The following is a 22,758-nucleotide window of genomic DNA, read 5'->3' as shown; positions in this document are numbered from 1 at the left end:
CAAACTGGTGGTCGTTACTGGGCTCGAACCAGTGACCCCCTCCTTGTAAGGGAGGTGCTCTCCCAGCTGAGCTAAACGACCTGGGAATTCTGTCTCCACCGAGTGGAGAAAATGGTGGGTCGTGCTGGATTCGAACCAGCGACCAATTGATTAAAAGTCAACTGCTCTACCGACTGAGCTAACGACCCTCACCACGACCAGTTCCGACTGCATTACTGCTTCGGCTCTGACGGCGGCCTATATTACGGATTTAAATTTCCGGTGCAACAGAAAATTCGTAATTTAAATCCGTTTGCTCACTGTGCGTACAAATGCAGGCTGTTTTTACAGTAGCGTTACGAAAACAGTGACATACAGCAATGTTACAGCTTGGCCAGACTCTGTTTGGCCAACTGGGCCGGCGAGGTGTTGGGATAGCCCTTGATCACCTGCTCATAGAAGGATTTGGCTTCCGCCTTCTTGCCATCCAGCTGCGCCAGCATACCCAGCTTCAGCAGCGCATCGGCGCGCTTGGGGGATTTGCTGTATTTGTTGGCCACGGTCGAAAACTGGGCCGAGGCACCGGCTCTGTCACCCTTGTTGAACAGCAACTGGCCGAGCCAGTAGTGTGCATTGGGAACATAGCCCGAATTGGGGTACTGCTTGATGAAGCCCTGGAAAGCCGGAATGGCTTTGTCGTAGTTCTTCTCTTTGAGAACCATGTTGACCGCTGCGTCGTAGGCCTGGTTCTCATCCTGATTGGTTGAGTAATTGGCGGCAGCAGCCGGTGTGGCAGCAGCAGGGGCCGGGGCGGCTGGAGCAGCTTGCTGGCTGCTGGCAACCTTGTCGAGCTCCTGGTAGAGCTGACGCTGGCGCTCTTGCGACTGTTCCATCTGGTAGGTCTGCTGCTCCAGCTGACCACGCAGCTCGGAGACCTCCCCTTGCAGGGAGTCGACCTGTTGCTGCAATTCAGCTTGCAGCCGCAGACGGGCATTGAGGGTGCGCTCCAGCAGGGCAACCCGATCTTCCAGGCTACCGGTGGGCACGATGGCGCCGTTGTTGCCGCTAAGGACAACCCCACCAGCCGAGTCACCGCCCAGATCGCTGACCGGTGCTGCAGCTTGCGCATTCAGAGCAACCATTACGGCCAGCGCAACGACAGCTTGCTTGTACACAGATTTCATTCGGATCAAACCTTAGCGTTTAGTACAGATAAAACGGCCAGCGCCATCGTCGCTCGCATATGCAGATTTCATTCGGATCAAACCTTGGCGTTTAGTGCAAATAAAACGGCCATCGAAATGGCCGCTTGCATATAAACGAACTTCGTTCGGTTTAAACCTTAGTAAACCAGAACCGCGCGGCGGTTTTTGGCAAAGGCATCCTCGGTGTGGGACAGATCTAGCGGCTTCTCTTCGCCATAGCTGACGATGGAGAGCTGCTCGGCCTGCACACCCAGGGTTTGCAGATACTTGGCAACAGCCTTGGCACGACGCTCGCCCAGGGCGATGTTGTACTCCGGAGTACCGCGCTCATCGGCGTGACCTTCGATCAGGACTTTCACGCTCGGGCGCTCGCGCAGGTAGCTGGCGTGGGCATCCAGCAGATCAGCGTACTGACCCTGGATATCGTAACCGTCGAACGGGAAGTAGATCACGTTGTCACGCTGCAGTGCTTCGAACTTCTGACGCATCTGCTCTTCCGGGGACAACATGCCGTTGGCGCCGCCGGTTTGTACACCGCCCATGCCGTCGGTCATACCTGATTCAGCGCCAGCGGCGTCGGAATCAGAAGAAGAACTACAAGCGGCCAGGGTGAACAGTGGCAGTGCGATGGCCAAACCCTTGAGCAGTTTATTGAGTTGCATGCTATTTCCTTAAACCTTTATAACAAAACAAAAAACAATTGGATTTTTATCAATTCAAGAAGGGCGACCAAGCTGGTGCACGAATTTCACCGCTACTGGTCGGAAGCACAGCCTTGAAGCGACCATCAGTCGACACCAACGCGAGACTCTTACGACCCTGATAGATGGTGGCATAAATGATCATGCTGCCATTGGGAGCCACACTTGGCGACTCATCCAGAGCACTCTGGGTAAGGACCAACAGGGCATTGTTTTCCATGTCCTGACGGGCAATACGATACTGTCCCTGGACACGGGTCACCATCACCATGATTTTGCCATCAGGAGTGATGGATGCACCCTGGTTGGATTCACCTTCCCAAGTCATCCGGCGAGTCATACCAGTCGCCAAATTTACGCTATAAATCTGGGGTTTGCCACCACGTTCAGAGGTGAACAACAAATTTTGCCCATCCGGCATCCAGGAGGGTTCGGTGTCGATCACACGGCTGGTTGTGACGCGGGTCAGCTGCTTGCTAGCGACATCAACCACATAGAGGTTCGGTGAACCATCTTTGGAGAGAACGATAGCCAGACGACGACCATCCGGAGACCACTCCGGCGCCCCGTTAATACCGCGGAAACTGGTGATCAGGCTGCGCTGCTGGGTGTAGATATCCTGCACGTAGATTTCGGACTTCTGGTTCTCGAAGCTCACGTAAGCCAGCTTGCTGCCATCCGGCGACCAGGCCGGAGACATCAACGGCTCGCGGGAGCGCAGCAGGGTCTTCTCGTTGTAACCATCGTAGTCAGAAATACGCAGCTGGTACGGGAACTGGGTACCCTGCTGTACGGAGACGTAAGCCAGACGGGTCAGGAAGGCACCGCGCTCGCCAGTCAAACGCTCATAGACGATGTCGGAGATACGGTGGGCAAACTGGCGCATCTGGGCACCCGGGATGGTCGCCATACGGCTATCCAGAATGTAACCGTTGCTCTCGCCACCTTGTGCCTTGGCCAGCTGGCCTTTCAGCACATCGACCAGCTCGAAGTTCACCTTGTAGGTGCCGTCACCGACTGCCGAAATGGAACCCACCACCATGGCTTCAACCCCTTGGGAGGCCCAGGGCGCGAAGTTGATCTCGCTGCTGCTGCTCGGGGTTTGCGGCATCTGGCCACGGGCCAGCGGCTTGAACTTGCCGCTGCGCATCAGGTCGTTGGAGACCACTTCCGCGATGTCCTGCGGCAACTGTCCGTTGCCTTCCCACTTGAAGGGGGCGACGGCGATGGGGCGTGCGCTATCAATACCGCCGGTGATGACGATGTCCAAGGCCGCCTGGGCACTCTGGCCCAGCAACAAACAGCCAACCAAAGCAAAAAATACTTTTCTGATCATGGCTTAAATACTCGGTTCCAATATAGATGAGAGGTTAAATTCCTTTCTCGGCGAGAGGTTGCCAACCGGAGGCAAGCAACCTCGTTTTATCACGCTTAGATACTCGGTTCTAACTTCAGGTTAAATTCCTTCAACATCTCGAATGCCGCAGGATCCTTGGGCACAGGCAGTTGATTGGCTTTCAGAACAGCCGCCTTACCGGAACGACAGACCGCCGGGTCACCCTGGCCGTTATCTACCGATATGACAAAGCCACTGCTCGCAAGACGTACGCCGATAGTACATGTTTTGCCCCGCATGGTGGGATCCAAAATCATATACCGCTCAACAGTGGCCTTGATGAGCGCCGCATATTTGTCGACTTCGCCCTGGGCTGCTGCCGATGCAGCCTGACTGCGGGCATTGGCCTCAGCCGACAGCTGCTGCTGCATCATCTCTTCCATCTCTTTTTGCAGCTTGGCCTGCTCGGCTGCTTTACGCTTGCGCTCAGCCGCGATCTTGGCCTGCTTTTCGGCCTCTGCCTTGGCTTTCTTCTCTGCGTCAGCTTTTGCCTTTTTCTCAGCCTCTTCCTTGGCCTTCTTCTCGGCCTCGGCTTTGGCTTTTTTCTCTGCTTCTGCCTTGGCTTTCTTCTCGGCTTCAGCTTTGGCCTTCTTGTCAGCTTCCGCTTTCTTGGCCTTGGCTTCTGCCGCCTTGGCCTTCTCTTCAGCCTCTTTCTTCTCTTGTTCCTTTTTCTTCTTCAGCGCCAACGCCTTGCTCTCGGCTTCCGCCGCTTTACGCTCGGCTTCAGCCTTCTTGGCCTTCTGTTCTTCCAGCTTGCGGGCTTCCTCGGCTTTTTGGGCCTTCTCTTCCGCCTGCTTCTGCTCGGCAACCTTCTTCTGCTTCTCGGCCTCGGCCTTGCGAGTCGCCTCTTCGGCCTGCTTGCGCTTGGTCTCGGCGATGCGAAGCTGCTCCTGTTTCTGAGCCAGCTCGCGCTTGGCGAGATCCGTGTCTTCCTTATCCTTCTCTTTCTCTACCTTTTGAGGCTTGGGCTGAGATTTCTGCTGCTGGATCTGCTTGGCCTGTTCGTTGAGGAAGTTCTCATCGAGCATGACGGCATTGACGATCTGCCCCTTCGATTCGGGTCGTTTCGGTTTGCTGAAATCGAGCCCGACAAACAGGATGATGCCGATGATCAGGTGCAGCAGAAACGACGCGATGAGATAACCGGAAATACCACGCTTCACATCCATCTCCGTTAGTTCACCGGATCTGTCATCAGGCCAACCTGAGGCACACCCGCATTCTTGAGGGCCACCATCAACAGGATCACCTCTTCGTAGCGCACGGCCTTGTCACCCGCGACCACCACGGGGGCATTCTGGTTGATCGCCAGATAGCCCATGGCTTTTTCGGTGATGTATTGCTGCATCGCCTCTGGCGTGCCGCTTGGCACCGGCTCGTCATCGGCTTCGCCAGCCTTGATGACATACTCGCCTTCGGTATTGACGCTGACGATGAAGGGCGGCTTGGCATCTTCCGGCAACTGCTCGGACTCAGCCTGTGGCAGATCCACCTTGACCCCTTGCGTGATCACCGGCGTGACCGCCATAAAGATGATAAGCAGCACCAGCATGACGTCGATATAGGGAACCACGTTGATCTCGGCCACCTTCTTGCGCCGGATCCGCTGATAGGTTTGCATTACTGATCACCCTGCTGCTGTGCAATTTGACGGTTCAGAATGGTGGTGAACTCGTCCATGAAGTTGGCGTAGGCGTTCTCCAGCCGCTCGACCTTGTTGGAGAAGCGGTTGTAGAAGATAACCGCCGGGATAGCGGCAAACAGACCCATGGCGGTAGCGATCAGCGCTTCCGCGATACCCGGTGCCACCATTTGCAGGGTGGCCTGCTGCACCTGACCCAGGGCGATAAAGGCGTTCATGATCCCCCATACGGTACCAAACAGACCGATATAGGGGCTGATGGAACCGATGGTCGCCAGCACCGGCAGGTTGGATTCCAGATCATCCACCGCGCGGGAGAGGGAGACACGCATGGCGCGGTAGGTACCATCCATCACCGCATCCTGACCACGGGCACCGGCCTTGAGCAAGCGGGCATACTCCTTGAAGCCGGAGTAGAAGATATCTTCCATGCCTTCGATATCATCGCGGCGGGAAGAGGACTCCTGATAGAGGCGATTGAGATCGACCCCTGACCAGAAGCGATCTTCAAACTGTTCCGATGCGAGATTGGCCGCCTTGATCGCCTTTGAACGCTGGATAATCAGCGCCCAGGAGACAATAGACATGCTCATCAGGGTCATCATGACCAGTTTTACCAACAGGCTGGCTTGCCAAAACAGGCCAATAAACGAAATTTCAGCGTGCACTTAACAGCACTCCCTTGATTTTTTCAGGTATAGCTACAGGTTTCATTTGCGGATGACTGACACAGGCTATCTGTACCATGGCCTGGGTAATCAGTCGTCCATCAGCCGCCAGGATCTGCTGCGAAAAACGCAGGGATGCGCGTTTCACTTCAATCACTTGCGTTAATACATTCAATAGTTCATTAAAACGGGCCGCCGAGCGGAAATCGATCTCAGTTCGGCTCACCACGAAGGCATATCCCTCCTGCAGCCAGACGTCCTGTTCGACCCCTTTGGCACGAAGAAACTCGGTGCGAGCACGTTCCATAAACTTGAGATAATTGGCGTTGTAGACGATGCCCCCGGCGTCGGTGTCTTCGTAGTAGACACGCACCGGAAACTCAAAGACTTCCCCCATAACAATCTGTGATCCATTCGACAGTCAGATGGGGGGCTATCATAGCGCAGGGCTGAATAGGAAAGAAGCAGGGGGAGACAGGGAAATCCTGCCTCCCCCCGTTTTTTATGAAAGGAAATATGAATGTGTCAGCCAGAGGCCATACAACAAACTGGGCCAGGCGAGCCAGGGGTTGAACAGCACACGTCCGGGCAGGCTTTTCAGATGAAAGCCAAGCCCGTTAAGTACGCCACAACAGACGGCCCACATCAGCCAGGGAGCAAGCCAGAGACCATGCTCGCTGGTGTTGGCCGCGATCAGATTGGGGGCCTGTAAAATAGCGACGGCCAACAAGGCCGCCGCGAGTAACATCAACCCCTGCCACGGCTGCCGCTCCAGTGGAGCGGCCAGCCTGGCGAGTCGATCACTTGTTTTCATCGATCTGACGATCCATGTTCTCGGTGTGTTCCAGCCACAGCGCATTGATGATGCCAAATGCACAGGCCAGCAACAGTCCCAGGATCCAGGTGAAATACCACATTGTCAGCGCACCTCTTAATAGAGAGATTGTTGGTTATCTTCGATGTGCTTGTTGGTTACCCGGCCAAACATCTTGATGTAAGTCCAGATGGTGTAACCCAGCACAATCGGTACGAAGATCGCTGCAGCCACAGTCATCACCTGCAAGGTGTTGAAAGAGGCGGTAGCATCCCACATGGTCAGGCTCAGTGACGGCTCAAGGCTTGAGGGCATCACGAACGGGAACATGGAGAAACCGGCAGTGAGGATGACCCCGGCAATCGCCAGCGAGGAGCTGGTAAACGCCAGCCAGCCGATGTTCATGCGGGCAAACAGCGCAGTCAGCAGGCTCATGGCCAGGCCCAGTACAGGGGCAGCCACCATCCACGGATAGAGGGTGTAGTTGTTCATCCAGGCACCAGCCTGCAGGACAACTTCCTTGTTCATCGGGTTGGATACTGCGTCAGTCGCGGCAGCCTTGACGATGACATACCCTTCCATACCGCTTACCCACCAACCCGCGGCAGCAAACAGCACCAGGGTCAGCAGTGAGCAGATCATGGCGGCAGTGCGGGAACGCGCCAGCACTTCACCGTCGGTCTTCATCATCAACCAGGTTGCGCCCTGGGTGAGCAGCATGAACAGGCTCACCAGACCAGCCAGAATGCCGAACGGGTTAAGCAGACCAAAGAAGTTGCCGTGATAGGTCAACATCATGAACTGGTTAAACTCGAACGGAACGCCTTGCAGCAGGTTGCCAAAGGCCACACCAAAGACGATGGGCGGTACGGCGCTACCGGCGAACAAGGCCCAGTCCCAGTTGCTGCGCCATTTGGCATCAGCACGCAGGGAGCGGTACTTGAAACCGACCGGACGCAGGAACAGCGCCATCAGCGTCAGGATCATCGCGATGTAGAAGCCGGAGAAGGTCGCGGCATACACCATCGGCCAGGCGGCGAACAAGGCACCACCGGCAGTGACCAGCCAAACCTGGTTACCTTCCCAGTGCGGTCCCATGGTGTTGAGCATCACGCGGCGCTCGACATCTTTCTTGCCGACGAACGGGAGCAGTGCGCCTACCCCCATGTCGAAGCCGTCAGTGATGGCAAAACCGATCAGCAGTACGCCGACCAGAGCCCACCAGATGACACGCAGAGTTTCGTAATCAAACATGGTCGCTCTCCTTATGCCTTGATCTGTTCAAAGTGATACTTGCCAGTCTTCAGGCTGCTGGGGCCAAGACGGGCATACTTGAACATCAGGTACATCTCGATAACCAGAAGTACGGTATAGAACAGGCAGATACCGATCAGAGAGAACCAGATCTCGGCTGCAGGCAAGTTGGATGCAGAGAGGGAAGTCGGCAACACCTCTGCAATGGTCCACGGTTGGCGACCATATTCAGCAACAAACCAGCCAGCTTCGATAGCGATCCACGGCAGCGGGATACCCCACAGCAGACCCTTGAGCAGCCACTTGCGCTTGCCGATCTGGTGACGGGCACTGTCATAGAAGGCCATACCAATCAGCACCAGCATCAGCATGCCGACGGCAACCATGATGCGGAAGGCGAAGAACAGCGGCAGTACCTGCGGGATGGAGTCATCCACGGCGGCCTTGATCTGCTCGTCGGTAGCATCGGTCACGTTGCTGGTGTAGCGCTTGAGCAGCAGACCGTAGCCCAGATCCTGCTTCACTTCGTCGAAGCGAGCGCGGGTCTCGTCAGACTTGTCACCGGATTGCAGCTTGGTCAGCAAGTCGTAAGCGGTCATACCGTTACGAACGCGCAGTTCGTGCTCGCTCTTCAGATCCTTCAGACCGGTGACCTGACCGTCCAGAGAACGGGTCGCGATAATGCCCAGCGCATAGGGGATCTTGATGGCGTAGTCGGTGCGCATCTCTTCCTGATTCGGAATACCGAACAGGGTAAAGGCGGCCGGAGCAGGTTCAGTTTCCCACTCAGCTTCGATAGCGGCCAGTTTCACCTTCTGCACTTCACCGGTCTCGTAACCGGATTCGTCACCGAGGATCAGCACGGACACGATGGAAGCCATACCGAACGCAGCGGCAATGGCGAAGGAGCGACGGGCAAACGCCACATCACGATTCTTCAGCAGGTAGTAGGAGGAGATACCCAGCACAAACATGGCGCCACAGGTATAGCCAGCCGCCACAGTGTGGACGAACTTGACCTGAGCAACCGGGTTGAGCACCACGTCAGCGAAGCTCATCATCTCCATCCGCATGGATTCGAAGTTGAACTCGGCACCGACCGGGTTCTGCATCCAGCCGTTGGCGACCAGGATCCAGAGGGCTGAAAGGTTGGTACCCAGCGCCATCAACCAGGTGGCAGCCAGATGCTGTTGCTTGCTCAGACGATCCCAACCAAAGAAGAACATACCGACGAAGGTGGACTCCAGGAAGAAGGCCATCAGCCCTTCGATCGCCAGCGGGGCCCCGAAGATATCGCCGACATAATGGGAGTAGTAAGCCCAGTTCGTCCCGAACTGGAACTCCATGGCCAGACCTGTGGTGACCCCCAAGGCAAAGTTGATACCAAACAACTTACCCCAGAATTTGGTCATGTCCCGGTAGATGGTGTTGTTGGTCATCACATAGACGGATTCCATGATCGCCAGGAGAAAGGCCATTCCCAGCGTCAGGGGTACAAACAAAAAGTGATAAAGGGCCGTCGCAGCGAACTGGAACCGCGATAGGTCTACCACATGCTCAGCAATCATGATGTTTCCTCACCGATTATTGGCACGGCTATTTTAAGTTTTAAGCACAAAGCTTCCGTTGGAGGTTAGCGAATGAGCCTTATTGGGACGTGTCACAACAAAACGCGTTCAGCAACCACTGGCATTAACAACAAGGCAATACGAGAACACAAATAAAGCTAATGTTTAACAATTCCAAAACAATCAGCCTAAATTTATTCTCGCCCATGATGACCGGGTTTTTATATCACCTTTATTTGATTGAAATCAATGTAAAAGGACCCGCCATACATGGCTTTGAAAGGCATTTTTAATCTATTTCACGATTATTGACGCGAGCCAGATCACAAAACACGATAAAGCGTAAAACATTGATTTAAATCAATTTAAGAATTTAACATCCCGCTGCTCGGTTTAATTTGAAAAGCGTGAATGACGCGCCTTTTTCCATGTTATCCGAGTCAGGCAATCTGATTCGAAAACTCAATTTAAAATTGCAAAGAATGCATACTCATGCGAACCAATTTCATCAATAAAGACATTAGATAAACTAATTTGAAGAGTGCAATTTTTCTTGTTTGCCGGGGTCGATTCGAACTCCTACAATGCGCCTCGCAGTGAGGGCATACCCTTGGATACAGGCCGGTTAATCCGGGTTCACGGTACGTATTCGACGATCAATTTGAACCTGTCTATTGGAATCGAAGATGAAAAAGTTTGTTGCTAAAACCATCCGTTACTACAAGCTTTCCTTTGTTCAGCTCTATCAACTGAACCGACTCTGAGAGCTCGCGACGGCTCACCTGTTTATTTTCCGGTCTGTGTCCAGACGCACTCACTGTCTGTGAACATCCATCCTGAATTGTCTTTGCCCACCGCATCCGCCGTGGGCTTTTTTTTGCCCGGATAATAAAAAACCGCCTTTGACGGCGGTTTCATGTTCAAACGACTGTTTTTACTTCTCATCTGGTCGCTGAAGACCGAAATGAGCGTAAGCTCGTGTGGTCGCAATCCGTCCTCTGGGTGTACGTTGCAGATACCCTTGCTGGATCAGATAAGGCTCCAGCACATCTTCGATAGTATCTTTCTCTTCCCCGATCGCGGCGGCCAGATTATCGAGACCCACCGGGCCCCCCATAAACTTGTCTATCACAGCCAACAATAACTTGCGGTCCATGAAGTCAAAACCTTCGTTATCGACATCCAGCATGTCCATGGCGCGAGCAGCAATGGGGCCGTCGATCCGGCCATCGGATTTTACCTGGGCAAAGTCGCGCACCCGCCTTAACAAACGGTTAGCAATCCGCGGCGTGCCGCGAGAGCGACGGGCGACCTCAATGGCACCATCTTCCGTCATGTCTAGCCCCAGACAACGGGCACTGCGGGAGACGATATCGGTCAGGTCCTTGACGTTGTAGAACTCCAGCCGCTGGACGATACCGAAGCGATCCCGCAGCGGGCTGGTGAGTGAACCAGCCCGGGTGGTGGCGCCAATCAGGGTGAAGGGAGGCAGATCCAGCTTGATGGAACGAGCCGCTGGCCCCTCCCCGATCATAATGTCGAGCTGGTAATCCTCCATCGCCGGATAGAGCACCTCCTCCACCACAGGGCTGAGGCGATGGATCTCGTCGATGAACAGCACATCGTTTGGCTCGAGGTTGGTGAGCAACGCCGCCAGATCCCCCGCTTTCTCCAGCACCGGGCCGGAGGTGGTCTTGATATTGACCCCCATCTCGTTGGCGACGATGTTGGCGAGGGTGGTCTTGCCCAGACCCGGCGGACCGAAGATCAGCAGGTGATCGAGCGCTTCTCCCCGCTGACGGGCCGCTTCGATAAAGATCTCCATCTGTTCGCAGACGGTATCCTGACCGGTGTAGTCAGCCAGCTTCTTGGGGCGGATAGCCCGGTCAATAATGTCATCCTCACGGGCGGCACTGGCCGAGATGAGGCGGTCTGCTTCAATCATCAACTACCTCATACCAGGCTACGCAGGGATTCACGGATGATATCTTCCACCGACATCCCCTCTTTGGCGATCTTGCTGACAATCTGACTCGCCTGCTGCGGCTTGTAACCGAGGGCCACCAGCGCACTGGCCGCCTCTTCGGTCACATCAGGTGCCCGCAATTCGGGCTCACTGGCTGGCAAGGTGACCATGGCCGGGGAGAAGAGGTCGTGACTGACCCAGCCCTTGAGGCGATCCTTCATCTCCACCACCAGCCGCTCGGCGGTCTTCTTGCCGACTCCCGGCAGTTTGACCAAAGAGCTTATCTCTTCACGTTCGACACTCAGCACGAATTGGGTAGCTGTCATGCCGGAAAGAATCGCCAGCGCCAGCTTGGGGCCGACTCCGTTGGTCTTGATCAGCTCGCGGAACAGCGCCCGCTCCTGTTTGTGGTTAAAACCATAGAGCAGCTGGGCATCTTCCCGCACCACGAAGTGAGTATGGATGGTCGCTTCCTTGCCGATCTCCGGCAAATCATAGAAGCAGCTCATCGGCATCTGCACCTCATAGCCAACCCCGCCCGCTTCCAGCAGGACCTCGGGGGGCTGCTTTTCAATGACAATGCCTCTCAAGCGACCAATCACGGCTCTCTCCTCACCAATACAACTATTCGTAAATTGGCTCATAGCATAAAGAATAACTGGATAAGTATCCAGCATAGGGCAGCAACACCCTTGTGGTCAGAGAGGCTTTTTATCCAATTTTCCACCATGCTTGATCGGGTACAGCCAGTGCACGGGATGTTTCAGCGCCGCACCGGTCCCCGAGCGGGGGATAAACCACTACACTAAACCCGTTCGGAACCGAAACTGGTGCCAATGTCGATACCAAGGAAGGCCATCACATGAAAATTGTTACCACCTCCAATCTGGGTCTTGCCATATTGCTCGGCTGTACGCTGGGCATGGGGGTCGTTGGCTGGTATGGCAGCCAGCGGCTAGCCAATCTGCTCTCCTATGTCCTGGGCGCCGCCTGGCAGACCGCCGACGGTGCCATGGAGGGCTCCATAGAGCTGGGCAACCAACAGCTACAGATTCAGAAGATGCAAAACGGAACCCCGCTCAATCGCGCCGAACTCGATGCTGCCAAGGCGGCGACCGATGATGCGCTGGCCCGGGTCAGCCAGGGGCAGCTCATTGATGGTGCAGCCCTTGCCACCATGGAACAGCACAAGCAGGACTATCAACAGCAACAAGAGAAGCTGCTGGCGCTCTATCACGCCTATACCGAGGTGGATCAGGCCCTGCATCACAACGCCGATCTGATGGCTCGCCTCTCGACCCAGCTGGAGGTGATTGGCGATGGCGCGGTCGAGGCGCTGACCCAATCCCCCGACCAGACCATCAGCTGGAACAGCGGCCTCTCCACTCGCTGGGAAGCGGCCGATGGGGGGATGGAATCCAACATAGGCTTTTTGCGCCAGCTCTATGCGCTGGAGAAGATGCGCAGACAAGGAGTCACAGAGGCGATCAAGGCCGAGCTGAAAGAGGCGACTGATTTCTACCACGAAGCGGTCGACAGCATGCTCGGCACCGGGCTGTTCGATATCGAGGGAATCGGCGAATTTGCCGGCAAGACACTGTCGGCAGAGTATCGCGCCCTGTTGGCCCGGCATCAGCAACTGATGGGACAGTGGGTCGATGCGCTCGGCAGCTATCAGGCCCAGCAGTCCGCCTATGAGGTCAGTGCCGATGAGCTGCGACAACAGCTGGTTGCCATCGAGGAGAGCGGCGATGCCACCGTCGAGGATCAGGTGGCCCAGCTCAACGGCATCATCAGCCAGATCCGAACCCTGCTGCTGGGTGGCCTGTTGCTGAGCCTGATCATGGTCACCCTCTGCGGCTTCTGGCTGACCCGCAAACTGGTAACCCCGCTGCTGCAAGTGGACAAACGAATGCAGGATATCGCCGCCGGCGAGGGGGACCTCAACGCCCGCATCAACCTGCAACGTGATGATGAGATAGGCTCGCTGGCCAACAGCGTGGATCGTTTCATCGAGAAATTGCAGAAGATGATCAGCTCCACCATGGACAACAACCAGCACATCAGCGAACACGTTCACACCTCGGTCAACCGGGTGGAGGCAATCAGCCAGAGCAGCCGCCAGACCGCCGAACATGCGCTGGCCCTGCACCACGACAGTGAACAGATGGTGCAAGTCGCCACAGGTATCTCGGACAACTGCAGCATGGCGGCCCACAATGCCAATGAGGTGCGCCAGCTGACCACCGAGAGCAGCCAGTATGTCGCCTCCGCCAGCGCGGGCATGCAGCGGGTGGTACAGGAGGTGAGCGAGTGTGCCATCGCCATCAACTCCCTCAAGGAGCAGGCGGGTCAAATTGGCCAGATCATCTCCACCATCAGCGGCATCTCGGAACAGACCAACCTTCTGGCCCTCAATGCGGCCATAGAAGCGGCCCGCGCGGGGGAGATGGGGCGTGGCTTTGCGGTGGTCGCGGACGAGGTGCGCACCCTGGCCAATCGCACCGCAACATCGAGCGCTGAAATTAGCCAGGTGATCAGCAGCATCCAGCAGCAGACCGAAACCGCCTATCTGATGATGCAGCGCAACCTCAAGACGGTAGAGTCCGGCATGCAGGACTCCGAGAACACCAAGCAGATCCTGTTCAAGGTGGAAGGCGCCATCGACCAGCTGGCCGACATGGTGCAGCAGGTGGCCGTAGCCACAGGGCAACTGTCACACACCCTGAGCCACTCCTCTGACAAGGTCTCCGGCATCAGTCTGCAAGCCAGAACCGGCGAACAGGAGGCACAGGAGTGCCTGCAGCTCGCCTCCTCGCTCCATCAAGCCAGCCTGCTGCAACAGCGCCTGCTCTCCCAGTTCAGAGTCTGAGCCCCTCCAATAGTAAAGATGCCACTCATGTGAGTGGCATCTTTTTGTTACCGGTCGCTCATTCCTGCCGCCTTAACTTCCTCAACGTCCTATGGCCAGTTGAACAGCCAGGCTCAACATGATGATGCCTACCAGCAGATCGATCCCCTGCTGCACCCGGCAGCGGGCCAGCCAGGGCGCCACTGCCGCAGCACCCAGCGCCAGCGAGTAGAACCACACCAACGAGGCCAGCATGGCCCCCGCAGCAAAGGCCGGACGCAGGGACTCGCTCACCTGACTGCCAAGGGAGCCGAGCAGCATCAAAGTATCGAGATAGACGTGAGGATTGAGCAGCGTAACACCCAGCGTCATCGCCAGCACGCTTTTGGCACCCATCTGCTGAGCAGACTCGGCAAGCCCCTCCCCTTTACCACGCCAGGCACTGAGCAGGGAACGGCCACCAAACCAGCCGAGAAACAGCACACCACCCCAGGTGAGCAGCGCCATGCCGAAGGGGCTGGCGGCCAGCACATTGGCCCCGCCAAATACGCCGATAGCAATCAGGGTGAGATCGCAGAAACTGCAGAGCGTGGCCGTCAGCAGATGGTGATTGCGATGGATGCCCCGACTCAGCACAAAGGCATTCTGGGCGCCGATAGGGATGATCATGGCCAGACCGATGGTGAAGCCTTGCAGTGTCGTTGCGAGCATCATGGAGAGTACCGTTCGAAATGATGAATGAGCGGCACTATAGCGATGGCGGTTCCTTCTTAGAAATTCATTGATTTACTGATTGATTCATTTTGCTAATAAAAAACGGCATACCCGCCGCTGTTCCAGCCCTTGTCAATTACCGGATCTGACAATTGTGACCCTCAGAGTGCGGCAGGAGAATCTGTTGCGCCTGTGGGCTCAGCCTACTGCAGCAATCTGGGAAAGTTGGTAACCACAACTTGCTCCAGATTGGGCAGCAACAGCCCCGTACTAACCCCTTTGGCAATGGCCTGATAGCGGTTCATTGAGCCGGTTTTGCGGGTGACCTGATTGAGATGGTAATTGACCGTGCGCTCCGTGATCCCGAGGATGCAGGCGATCTCGCTAGAGGTCTTCCCTTCGCTGGCCCAGAACAGGCACTCGGTCTCGCGCTCGGTCAAGGGGTCTTTCCCCGCACTGTCCATCATGCTGAAACGCACCACCCGAATGGCCGCCTCGAAGATGTAATTGGACATCCAGGAGAGGATCGGCGAGGACTCCAGCAGCAGGTCGCTCGAGGCCCGCTCGGAGGTGATGAAGGAGAGAATACCGTTCTCCCCGGCTGCGCCGTGCAGAGGGAAGGAGATGCCGTTACGCAACCCGAACTCGGCTGCCAACCCCATCACGTCCATGGTTCCCTCCTGCAGAAAACTGGCCCGCTCATCGAGGCGGTTCCAGTAAATGGGCAGCGTCTGCTTGCGTGCCAGCCGGATCACCGGATCGCACGCCAGCATGTTGTTTTCGGTATAGGCCTGCACCCAGGAATCAGGGCACTGGTTGAACAGCACCACCTTGGGCCTTTGCATCGACATCGGCAGGATCAGGGCGAAGCGATAGTAGTCATAGCCCATCCCGAGCGTAAAGCGACCGATCAGTTCGGCCAGACGATTGCCGTCCGTCACCGAAGTGAAATGTTCGAGGTACTCAAGCAGTTGGTCTCTGTTCATATGAAAGCCCCCTTGGCCAGACATGTGATTATAACGGCGAATAGCAAGATAGAGGGTCCATAATGTTGGTTTTTAAAGGAAAATTGAGAGAACATCCACGAAACGAGGTGGAGAATGAACTCTATCGCTTTCGAAATCGCGTCTTTTCCGACCGGCTAGGCTGGGATGTCGAGTCTCATCGGGGCCTGGAGCGTGACAGCTTCGACACGCCAGACACCCATTGGGTTCTGATCGAGGACGAACAAGGGCTGTGTGGCTGTATTCGTCTACTCAACTGTGCCGATGCCTATATGCTGCCCACCATCTTCCCCACCGCCCTTGCCGGTGAAAGCGCGCCACGCACCCCCGATGTCTGGGAACTCACCCGTCTGGCTATCGATGCCCAGCGCGCACCGCGCATGAGCAATGGCGTCAGCGAACTCACTTGCGTCATCTTCCGCGAGGTCTATGCCTTCGCCCATGCCCACGGGATCCGGGAGCTGGTCGCCGTCGTCAGCCTGCCGGTGGAGCGCATCTTCCGCCGACTTGGCCTGCCCATCGAGCGGCTCGGTCATCGGCAGGCGGTCGATCTGGGGGCGGTAAGGGGCGTTGGCATCCGCTTCCATCTGGATGAGCGCTTCGCGCAGGCGGTCTCCCAACCGCTGCTGGGCCATTATCAAACCAGCCATTATCCACTGCAGCAACCGTCACCGGTGTTAGCAGTTCACTCATAAAAAATCCCGGGAAAACAGACCCGGGATAAAGATGTCGCTACGATCTGCGCAGGGCTACCCCATGCGGCACCAGAGAGTATCCTCCCTCAATGGCCTGACCACTACTGTCAAAAATCACAGCGCAACGCCCCTTCCGCCGCCCATTGTTGTCCCCTGCCGAGTGACGTAGAGTCAGCCCTTGGGCAACGGAAGGGGGAGAAGATGAAAGAGCTGGACTACAAACTGCTGCGGGCGCTGGATGCAGTACTGCAGGAGCAGAACTTCGATCGGGCGGCCAAGTCGCTCCATATCACCCAGTCGGCCATCTCCCAGCGGATCAAGCAGCTGGAGCAGCAATTTGCCGAGCCGCTGCTCATTCGCAGCCAACCGCTGCAGGCCACGCAACTCGGCCAGAAGCTGCTGGCCCACTATCGGCAAGTACATCAGCTTGAGCTCGAACTGGCGGGGGAGCTGGCTCCCGATGAACCGCAGGGGCCAATCCGGATCAGCATCGCCGTCAACGCCGACAGCCTGGCCACCTGGTTTTTGCCCGCCATTGCCCCCTTGTTGAAACAGCACCCCATCGAACTCAACCTGCTGGTCGATGACGAGAACCGCACCCTCGACAAGGTCCGCGAGGGCCAGGCCTTTGGTGCGGTCAGCCTGCATCCCCAACCGCTGGCGGGTTGCTGCGTCGACGAGCTCGGTGAGATGAACTATCTGCTTACCGCCAGCCCCGCCTTCGTAGCCCGCCACTTCCCTCGCGGCCTGACTCGTGAGGCGCTGGCCAAGGCACCGGCGGTGGCGTTCGATCAGCGCGATGACATGCATGTGAGCTTTATGAGGGAACACTTCGGGCTGGAGCCCGGCGGTTATCCCTGCCATACGGTCCACTCCTCAGAGGCCTTCGTCGCCATGGCCGAGCAGGGGTTGGCCTACTGTCTCATTCCCGAATTGCAGATAAGAGGCCAGCTCGCAGGCGGGTCACTGCTCAACCTCAGTCCCGACCACGTCCTGACGGAACGCCTCTACTGGCACCGCTGGGTACTGGAAAAAGGGGTTCACAAGCAGCTCTCCCAGCGTCTCATCGAGCATGCCAGATCGCAGTTGAAAGCACGCTGAGCAGTCCATTCACCTTGGCTTTGCAGGGCTAAAAACGTATAGTGCTGGGCGATCCTTCATCAGGTCTCCACCCAGGTTTTCACTTCAGGTTCCTCACTTATGTTCCAAGACAATCCGCTGCTGGCCCAGCTCAAGCAACAAATCCGCGAAAACATCCCGAAGAAAGAGGGTGTGATCCGCGCCTCGGACCGGGGCTTCGGCTTTCTGGAAGTCGATGAGAAGACCAGCTATTTCGTGCCGCCTCCCTACATGAAGAAGGTGATGCACGGTGACCGGGTGACCGCCCTGATCCGTACCGAAAAAGAGAAGGAAGTGGCCGAGCCGGATACCCTGCTGGAGCAGTCCGTCACCCGCTTCGTGGCCCGGGTCAAGATGTTCCGTGACCGCCTCAACGTGGTCGCCGACCACCCGCTGATCAAGGATGCCATCAAGGCCCGCGTCAAGAAGGGCCTGGATGAGAAAGAGTTCAAGGAAGGTGACTGGGTGGTGGCTACTCTCAAGCGCCATGCGCTGGTCGACGGCAACTTTTCTGCCGAGATCATCCAGAAGATCGCCGCCCAGGAAGATCACAATGTGCCCTGGTGGGTGGTGCTGGCGCGCCACAATCTGGCCCAGGTCGAGCCGGCTGATTTGCCGGAGTGGAAGGTGATCGAAGAGGAAGAACTGCCCCGTCGTGACCTGACCAAGGTGCCCTTCTTCACCATCGACGGTGCCAAGACCAAGGATATGGACGATGCGCTGGCCATCACCAAGCTGGACAACGGCTGGGAGCTGCTGGTCGCCATCGCTGACCCGACCGCCTATGTGGCCGAAGGGAGCGAGCTGGACAAAGAGGCGGCCCAGCGCGCCTTTACCGTCTACATGCCGGGCCGCAACGTGCCGATGATCCCGCGCACCCTCTCCGACGAGCTCTGCTCCCTGAAAGAGGGTGAGGAGCGCAACACTCTGTGCGCCCGTCTGCTGATCGCCGAAGATGGTCTGCTGCTGGAGGAGACCGAGTTCTTCGCCGCCCGCATCTGCTCCCACGCCCGTCTCAACTATGACGACGTCTCCGACTGGGCCGAGCATGGCAAAGAGCTGGCTCTCGACGCAGGCGTACTGGCCCAGCTGCCGCTGATGAAGGCGATGACCGAAGCACGCATCGCGTGGCGCACCGAGCATGCGCTGGTATTCCCGGATCGTCCCGACTACGACTTCGAGCTGGGCGAGAATGGCGAAGTGCTGGCTATCCACGTCGAGCCGCGCCGCATCGCCAACCGCATGGTGGAAGAGTCGATGATCGCCGCCAACATCTGCGCCGGTCGCGTGCTGGGCAAGAGCGTCGGTTACGGCATCTTCAACGTTCACACCGGCTTTGACGAAGAGTCCCTCGACGGCGCCATCGACCTGCTGAAAAGTGCCGAAGCCCCGTTCGAGCGCGACGAGATCGCCAGCCTCTCCGGCTTCTGCGCCCTGCGCCGCTGGATCGACAACCTCGACACCCGCTGGCTGGACGGCAAGATCCGCCGCTTCCAGAGCTATGCGCTGATGTCCTCCGAACCGGGCGCCCATTACGGTCTGGGTCTGGATGCCTACGCCACCTGGACCTCCCCGATCCGTAAATACGGCGATATGGTCAACCATCGTCTGCTCAAAGCGGTTATCGCCGGCAAGACCCCGGGTGAGCGCCCGAGCACCGAGCTCACCGAGCATCTGACCGCCTGCCGCCGTCTGCACCGCATGGTGGAGCGTGATATCGGCGACTGGCTCTATGTCCGTTACCTGAAAGCCGCCGCTGGCACCGATCAGGTGTTCAACGCCGAGATCATCGACGTGATGCGTGCCGGTCTCAAGCTGCGTCTGCAGGAGAACGGCGCCGTGGTCTTCCTGCCTGCCCGCCATATTCTCGACAACAAGGATCGGCTGGAGTGCAACTGGGACAACGGCCGCGTCTATCTGGACAAGACCGAGGTGGTTTATGAGCTCGGCCAGATCATCGAGGTCAAACTAACCGAAGCGGTGGAAGAGACCCGTTCCCTTATCGCCAAACCGGCAGTGGATCTGGTGCCGGGTCCGGCACCGGAAGCCCCGGCGGCCGAGAGTGCGCCAGCCGATAGCAGTGAAACACCCGCTGAGGCTGCCCCCAAGGCAGAATAAGCCACGCAGAATCGTCTGATCTATCAGAGAGCCCGCCATCGTGCGGGCTCTTTTTTGCCAAACACCCCGCCCTACAAGCTGCCATATATACCGCTATGGCACACAGTTTTATCCACGATTGGCAGAGAACGCAGTGAATGTCTCCACCAGCAGGGCTGAAAGCAACCGTTATGTGCGCTGCATCTCCTTTCTGACATATTAATCAAGGAGAAATATGTCTATACTCGCTTGGGTACAATCCAAGGGATATTGGCATGCAGGAATGGGACCCGGAACACTTCACCAACTTCGCTCAGTTATGCGAAGCGAGCCTCGCCACCATCCGTGAAAAGACCGATGCCGAACGCCTCTACCTCTGGCTGAAAGCCCCCGAACCACAGCTCTACAGCTTTCAGCTCGATCAGGGGCTGACCACGCTTGATCTCGCCCATCTCGGCCAACTGACCCTGCCCCACCACCTGATCGACAAGGCGATGGAGAAGGGACAACTGGTGATCGAGCAGCTCCAAGCACCGCCGGATCCCGGCGAAAATGTGGAGCCCGCCCAGCCGCAGTTACGCGCCTGTTTCCCTCTCAAGCGTCACATGAAACTGGAAGGGGTCATCTATCTGGAGACCCGCCGCCGCATCGACCGCCTCTCCTCCCACCAGCGTCAGGGTATCCAGCTCCTTATTCACTATCTGACGGCCGAGCTCAGCAATCACCTGCTCTCCAGCCAGGTCAATCAGGAGCGGGACCAGCGGCTCCATACCCAGACCGATCTGGTACAGAGTCAGGCACTGCAGGGCTCCTTCCTCACCATGTTGCAGGCGCTGCACATGGTCAGCGTCACCCTCTCCCGCAGTCGCAGCGAGAACGATCTGCTGCGGGATGCCGTGCTGCTGGCCCGCAAGGAGCTGCAGTTCGATCGGGTTGCCATCTTCCTGATCGAACCCGATGGCAAGACCATGCGCGGCACCTGGGGCACCAGCGAAGAGGGCGAGCTGATGGATGAACACAACTTCATCAGCCCCATTCCGGATCACCCCACGGTGCAAGAGGCGCTCAGGCGCAAAGATTACGTGCTGGTGATGGAAGATACCCCCCTCTACTACGAGAAGCAGCAGGTGGGCCGCGGCTGGAACGCCATGGTATCGCTATGGGATGGCACCACCCCCATCGGCTGGATCGCCGCCGACAACCTGCTCTGGCACCGTCCGCTCAAGGCCTATCAGAGCGAGATCTTCAAACAGTACGCCGCCATTCTGTCACAACTGCTGATCCGCCAGCGTACTCAGGAGCAGCTGGAAACCCTCAACCGCCAGCTGGAGGCCCGGGTCGCCGAGCGCACCATGCAACTGGCCGAGACCAACCGTGCGCTGGAGGAGGCCAATCACCGCCTCTCCCTGCTGTCGCTGGAAGATCCCCTCACCGGCATCGCCAACCGGCGCCAGTGGGACATCACCATGCAGCGGGAGTGGGAGTGGGCACGACGCACCCAGAACCTGCTGGCGGTATTGATGATCGACGTCGACGAGTTCAAGGCCTACAACGACCACTTCGGCCATGCCAAAGGGGATCTCTGCCTGCAACAGGTGGCCCATGTGCTGCGGGATGCAGAGCGGCGCTGCACCAATCTGGTCGCCCGTTACGGCGGGGAGGAGTTCGTCATTCTGCTCTGCGCCCCCCAACCCGGTGAGGCCGAACAGCTGGCCGGACGGATCCACGATGGTCTTGCCCGCTTGAAAATGCCCCATCCCGCCTCGCGGGTTGCTGATTTCATTACGGTTAGCATAGGCTTTAGCTATCTGGTTCCCTCCCAGGACGGAGCATGGCAGACCCTGACCGAACAGGCTGACCAGGCGCTCTACCACGCCAAGTCACAAGGGAGGGCCCGCACTCTGGCCTATCGGTGATCCCATGCTGTTGCGTCGCTACCCCATCTTCAATCGTCGCCTGGCTCTGGTGGCCTACGGCATCGACTATCAGCTCAGCTCACCGGCCGAATGGCCTTCACTGGCGCAACATTGCCGCCTGCTGGCGCAGGGGCGTCAATATCTGGTGCCCTTCACCCACGAACAGCTCGATGAACAGCGTCCCCTGCTGCTGGATCAGGACGCGATCCCGCTGGTTGAAGCCTCCAGTGAACGCCAGCCCAACTCGTTTCCGGTGCTGGAGCAGTGGCGTGACAGCCGGCGCAGACTGGCGGTGCATGGCGCCAACCGGGATCCACGCTGGCTCGGTGCCAGCCGCCTGCTGGTGTACTGGATGGGGGAAGAGGGGATCTGTCAGCCCACCGAACACAAGCGGATGGCGCTGAACATCGAAACCTGGGCAGATTTTCTCCCGCTGCGGGAGGCGGGGGTCGACTTCTTTGCCGGCGGCTTTCTCGCCCATCCGGAGCTGGTCAATCAGCGGGCCAATCAGCCCGATATGGCGCTGGTACAACAGATCCTCCAGCTCATCTGCCACGAAGAGTTCTCCTTCGCCCAGGTAGCCCGCCTGCTGGAGCAGGATGCCTGGCTGCCCGGCCTGCTGCTCACCTACGTCAACGCCCCCGGCTTCGATCATGCCGCCCCCATCACCTCGGTGCCCCGCGCCCTCTCCTATCTGGGGGAGCAGGAGATCCGCAAGTTCGTACTGATCAACGGTCTGGCCCGGGTAAGCCAGCACATGCCGGAGGCCTGCACCCGCATGGCCATCGCCCGCGGCCGCTTCTGCGAGTTGATTGCCCTCACCGCCCTCGGTAAAGCGGAGGCCAGCTGGGCCTTTCTGGTAGGACTGGTGCTCGATGGCTCCCTGCTGTCGGAGCCGCTGATGGCCCACCTGCCCAAGAGCGTGCAGCGCGCCATCGAACTGCACGAAGGGCCACTCTTTCATCTGTTTCAGCTGGTCAGCACCTATGAACAGGGCAACTGGGCCCTGCTGGAACAGCTTGCCCCCAAATATCAACTCGATCCGGCCCAGCTCACCCCCGTCTATTTTCAGTCACAAATGTGGGGGCAAGCGTTTCTCACCAGCTAGGTGATAGCGAGGCGGGGAGCCACTGGCTAGAATGGGCTCCCTTTTTTCAGAGACTGACCCG

At 57.6% G+C, this 22,758-nt stretch carries 21 protein-coding genes and 2 tRNA genes; 6 read left to right on the top strand and 17 right to left on the bottom strand.

Going from position 1 to position 22,758, the window contains the following annotated elements; translation table 11 throughout:
- Positions 1–5: 5 nt before the first annotated feature.
- The 15 genes from VF684_RS19405 to ruvA all read right to left on the bottom strand — a co-directional run bounded on the left by VF684_RS19405 (position 6) and on the right by ruvA (position 11,795).
- Positions 6–81: transfer RNA gene (locus VF684_RS19405), tRNA-Val, on the bottom strand.
- Between the two features lie 31 nt (positions 82–112).
- A tRNA-Lys gene (locus VF684_RS19400) sits at positions 113–188 on the bottom strand.
- 174 nt (positions 189–362) lie between these two features.
- Positions 363–1,163 (bottom strand): tol-pal system protein YbgF, encoded by an 801-nt coding sequence (gene ybgF / locus VF684_RS19395; RefSeq protein WP_162516065.1) that lies wholly within the window; start codon positions 1,161–1,163, stop codon positions 363–365.
- A gap of 158 nt (positions 1,164–1,321) precedes the next feature.
- Positions 1,322–1,846: a peptidoglycan-associated lipoprotein Pal gene (gene pal, locus VF684_RS19390; RefSeq protein ID WP_005313284.1), complete on the bottom strand. Its 525-nt coding sequence runs from the start codon at positions 1,844–1,846 to the stop codon at positions 1,322–1,324.
- Positions 1,847–1,895: 49 nt separating this feature from the next.
- Positions 1,896–3,221: a Tol-Pal system beta propeller repeat protein TolB gene (gene tolB, locus VF684_RS19385; protein ID WP_139440970.1), complete on the bottom strand. Its 1,326-nt coding sequence runs from the start codon at positions 3,219–3,221 to the stop codon at positions 1,896–1,898.
- A gap of 95 nt (positions 3,222–3,316) precedes the next feature.
- Positions 3,317–4,450 carry a cell envelope integrity protein TolA gene (gene tolA / locus VF684_RS19380; RefSeq protein ID WP_013723471.1) on the bottom strand — a complete coding sequence of 378 codons (1,134 nt, stop codon included), beginning with the start codon at positions 4,448–4,450 and terminating at the stop codon, positions 3,317–3,319.
- A gap of 5 nt (positions 4,451–4,455) precedes the next feature.
- Positions 4,456–4,902 (bottom strand): protein TolR, encoded by a 447-nt coding sequence (gene tolR / locus VF684_RS19375; RefSeq protein ID WP_005335733.1) that lies wholly within the window; start codon positions 4,900–4,902, stop codon positions 4,456–4,458.
- Positions 4,902–5,591 carry a protein TolQ gene (gene tolQ / locus VF684_RS19370; RefSeq protein ID WP_005335735.1) on the bottom strand — a complete coding sequence of 230 codons (690 nt, stop codon included), beginning with the start codon at positions 5,589–5,591 and terminating at the stop codon, positions 4,902–4,904. The genes tolR and tolQ overlap by 1 nt, the downstream gene beginning before the upstream one ends.
- Positions 5,581–5,988, bottom strand: a complete 408-nt coding sequence (gene ybgC / locus VF684_RS19365) for a tol-pal system-associated acyl-CoA thioesterase (RefSeq protein WP_005335737.1) — start codon at positions 5,986–5,988, stop codon at positions 5,581–5,583. The genes tolQ and ybgC overlap by 11 nt, the downstream gene beginning before the upstream one ends.
- A 105-nt stretch (positions 5,989–6,093) precedes the next feature.
- The gene (locus tag VF684_RS19360; protein ID WP_041202810.1) at positions 6,094–6,405 is read right to left on the bottom strand and encodes a cyd operon YbgE family protein; all 312 of its coding nucleotides are present in this window, start codon (positions 6,403–6,405) and stop codon (positions 6,094–6,096) included.
- On the bottom strand, positions 6,392–6,508 hold the full coding sequence (cydX, locus tag VF684_RS19355) for a cytochrome bd-I oxidase subunit CydX (RefSeq protein ID WP_005304933.1): 117 nt from the start codon (positions 6,506–6,508) through the stop codon (positions 6,392–6,394). The genes VF684_RS19360 and cydX overlap by 14 nt, the downstream gene beginning before the upstream one ends.
- 14 nt (positions 6,509–6,522) lie before the next feature.
- Positions 6,523–7,659, bottom strand: a complete 1,137-nt coding sequence (gene cydB / locus VF684_RS19350; RefSeq protein ID WP_005335741.1) for a cytochrome d ubiquinol oxidase subunit II — start codon at positions 7,657–7,659, stop codon at positions 6,523–6,525.
- 11 nt (positions 7,660–7,670) lie between these two features.
- The gene (locus VF684_RS19345) at positions 7,671–9,227 is read right to left on the bottom strand and encodes a cytochrome ubiquinol oxidase subunit I (protein ID WP_139440969.1); all 1,557 of its coding nucleotides are present in this window, start codon (positions 9,225–9,227) and stop codon (positions 7,671–7,673) included.
- Between the two features lie 934 nt (positions 9,228–10,161).
- Positions 10,162–11,172, bottom strand: a complete 1,011-nt coding sequence (gene ruvB, locus VF684_RS19340) for a Holliday junction branch migration DNA helicase RuvB (RefSeq protein WP_005335744.1) — start codon at positions 11,170–11,172, stop codon at positions 10,162–10,164.
- Between the two features lie 8 nt (positions 11,173–11,180).
- Positions 11,181–11,795 carry a Holliday junction branch migration protein RuvA gene (ruvA, locus tag VF684_RS19335; protein WP_440174364.1) on the bottom strand — a complete coding sequence of 205 codons (615 nt, stop codon included), beginning with the start codon at positions 11,793–11,795 and terminating at the stop codon, positions 11,181–11,183.
- 260 nt (positions 11,796–12,055) lie between these two features.
- Between ruvA and VF684_RS19330 the strand changes: the two genes are divergently transcribed.
- On the top strand, positions 12,056–14,065 hold the full coding sequence (locus tag VF684_RS19330; RefSeq protein WP_107682767.1) for a methyl-accepting chemotaxis protein: 2,010 nt from the start codon (positions 12,056–12,058) through the stop codon (positions 14,063–14,065).
- An 81-nt stretch (positions 14,066–14,146) separates the two neighbouring features.
- Here the strand turns inward: VF684_RS19330 and lysE are convergent, their stop codons facing one another.
- On the bottom strand, positions 14,147–14,755 hold the full coding sequence (lysE, locus tag VF684_RS19325) for an L-lysine exporter (protein WP_107682860.1): 609 nt from the start codon (positions 14,753–14,755) through the stop codon (positions 14,147–14,149).
- 206 nt (positions 14,756–14,961) lie between these two features.
- Positions 14,962–15,744, bottom strand: a complete 783-nt coding sequence (locus tag VF684_RS19320) for a LuxR family transcriptional regulator (protein ID WP_005335753.1) — start codon at positions 15,742–15,744, stop codon at positions 14,962–14,964.
- A gap of 62 nt (positions 15,745–15,806) precedes the next feature.
- Between VF684_RS19320 and VF684_RS19315 the strand changes: the two genes are divergently transcribed.
- From VF684_RS19315 to VF684_RS19295, 5 genes are all read left to right on the top strand, one after another.
- The gene (locus VF684_RS19315) at positions 15,807–16,457 is read left to right on the top strand and encodes an acyl-homoserine-lactone synthase (RefSeq protein ID WP_042081537.1); all 651 of its coding nucleotides are present in this window, start codon (positions 15,807–15,809) and stop codon (positions 16,455–16,457) included.
- A 201-nt stretch (positions 16,458–16,658) separates the two neighbouring features.
- Positions 16,659–17,558 (top strand): LysR family transcriptional regulator ArgP, encoded by a 900-nt coding sequence (locus VF684_RS19310; protein WP_118854582.1) that lies wholly within the window; start codon positions 16,659–16,661, stop codon positions 17,556–17,558.
- Positions 17,559–17,657: 99 nt separating this feature from the next.
- A complete protein-coding gene (locus tag VF684_RS19305) occupies positions 17,658–19,694 on the top strand; it encodes an exoribonuclease II (RefSeq protein WP_440174363.1) in 2,037 nt (678 codons plus the stop codon).
- A 254-nt stretch (positions 19,695–19,948) separates the two neighbouring features.
- The gene (locus VF684_RS19300) at positions 19,949–21,589 is read left to right on the top strand and encodes a sensor domain-containing diguanylate cyclase (RefSeq protein WP_139440968.1); all 1,641 of its coding nucleotides are present in this window, start codon (positions 19,949–19,951) and stop codon (positions 21,587–21,589) included.
- 4 nt (positions 21,590–21,593) lie between these two features.
- Complete coding sequence (locus VF684_RS19295) at positions 21,594–22,697, top strand: EAL and HDOD domain-containing protein (protein ID WP_139440967.1); 1,104 nt, start codon at positions 21,594–21,596, stop codon at positions 22,695–22,697.
- Positions 22,698–22,758 lie beyond the last annotated feature (61 nt).

Origin of the sequence: Aeromonas sp. Lyrl_2, assembly GCF_051948815.1 — a bacterium.
Taxonomy (GTDB): Bacteria; Pseudomonadota; Gammaproteobacteria; order Enterobacterales; family Aeromonadaceae; genus Aeromonas; species Aeromonas veronii.
Note: the sequence above shows the minus strand (reverse complement) of the source record. Positions and strands in the feature narration are given on the sequence as shown.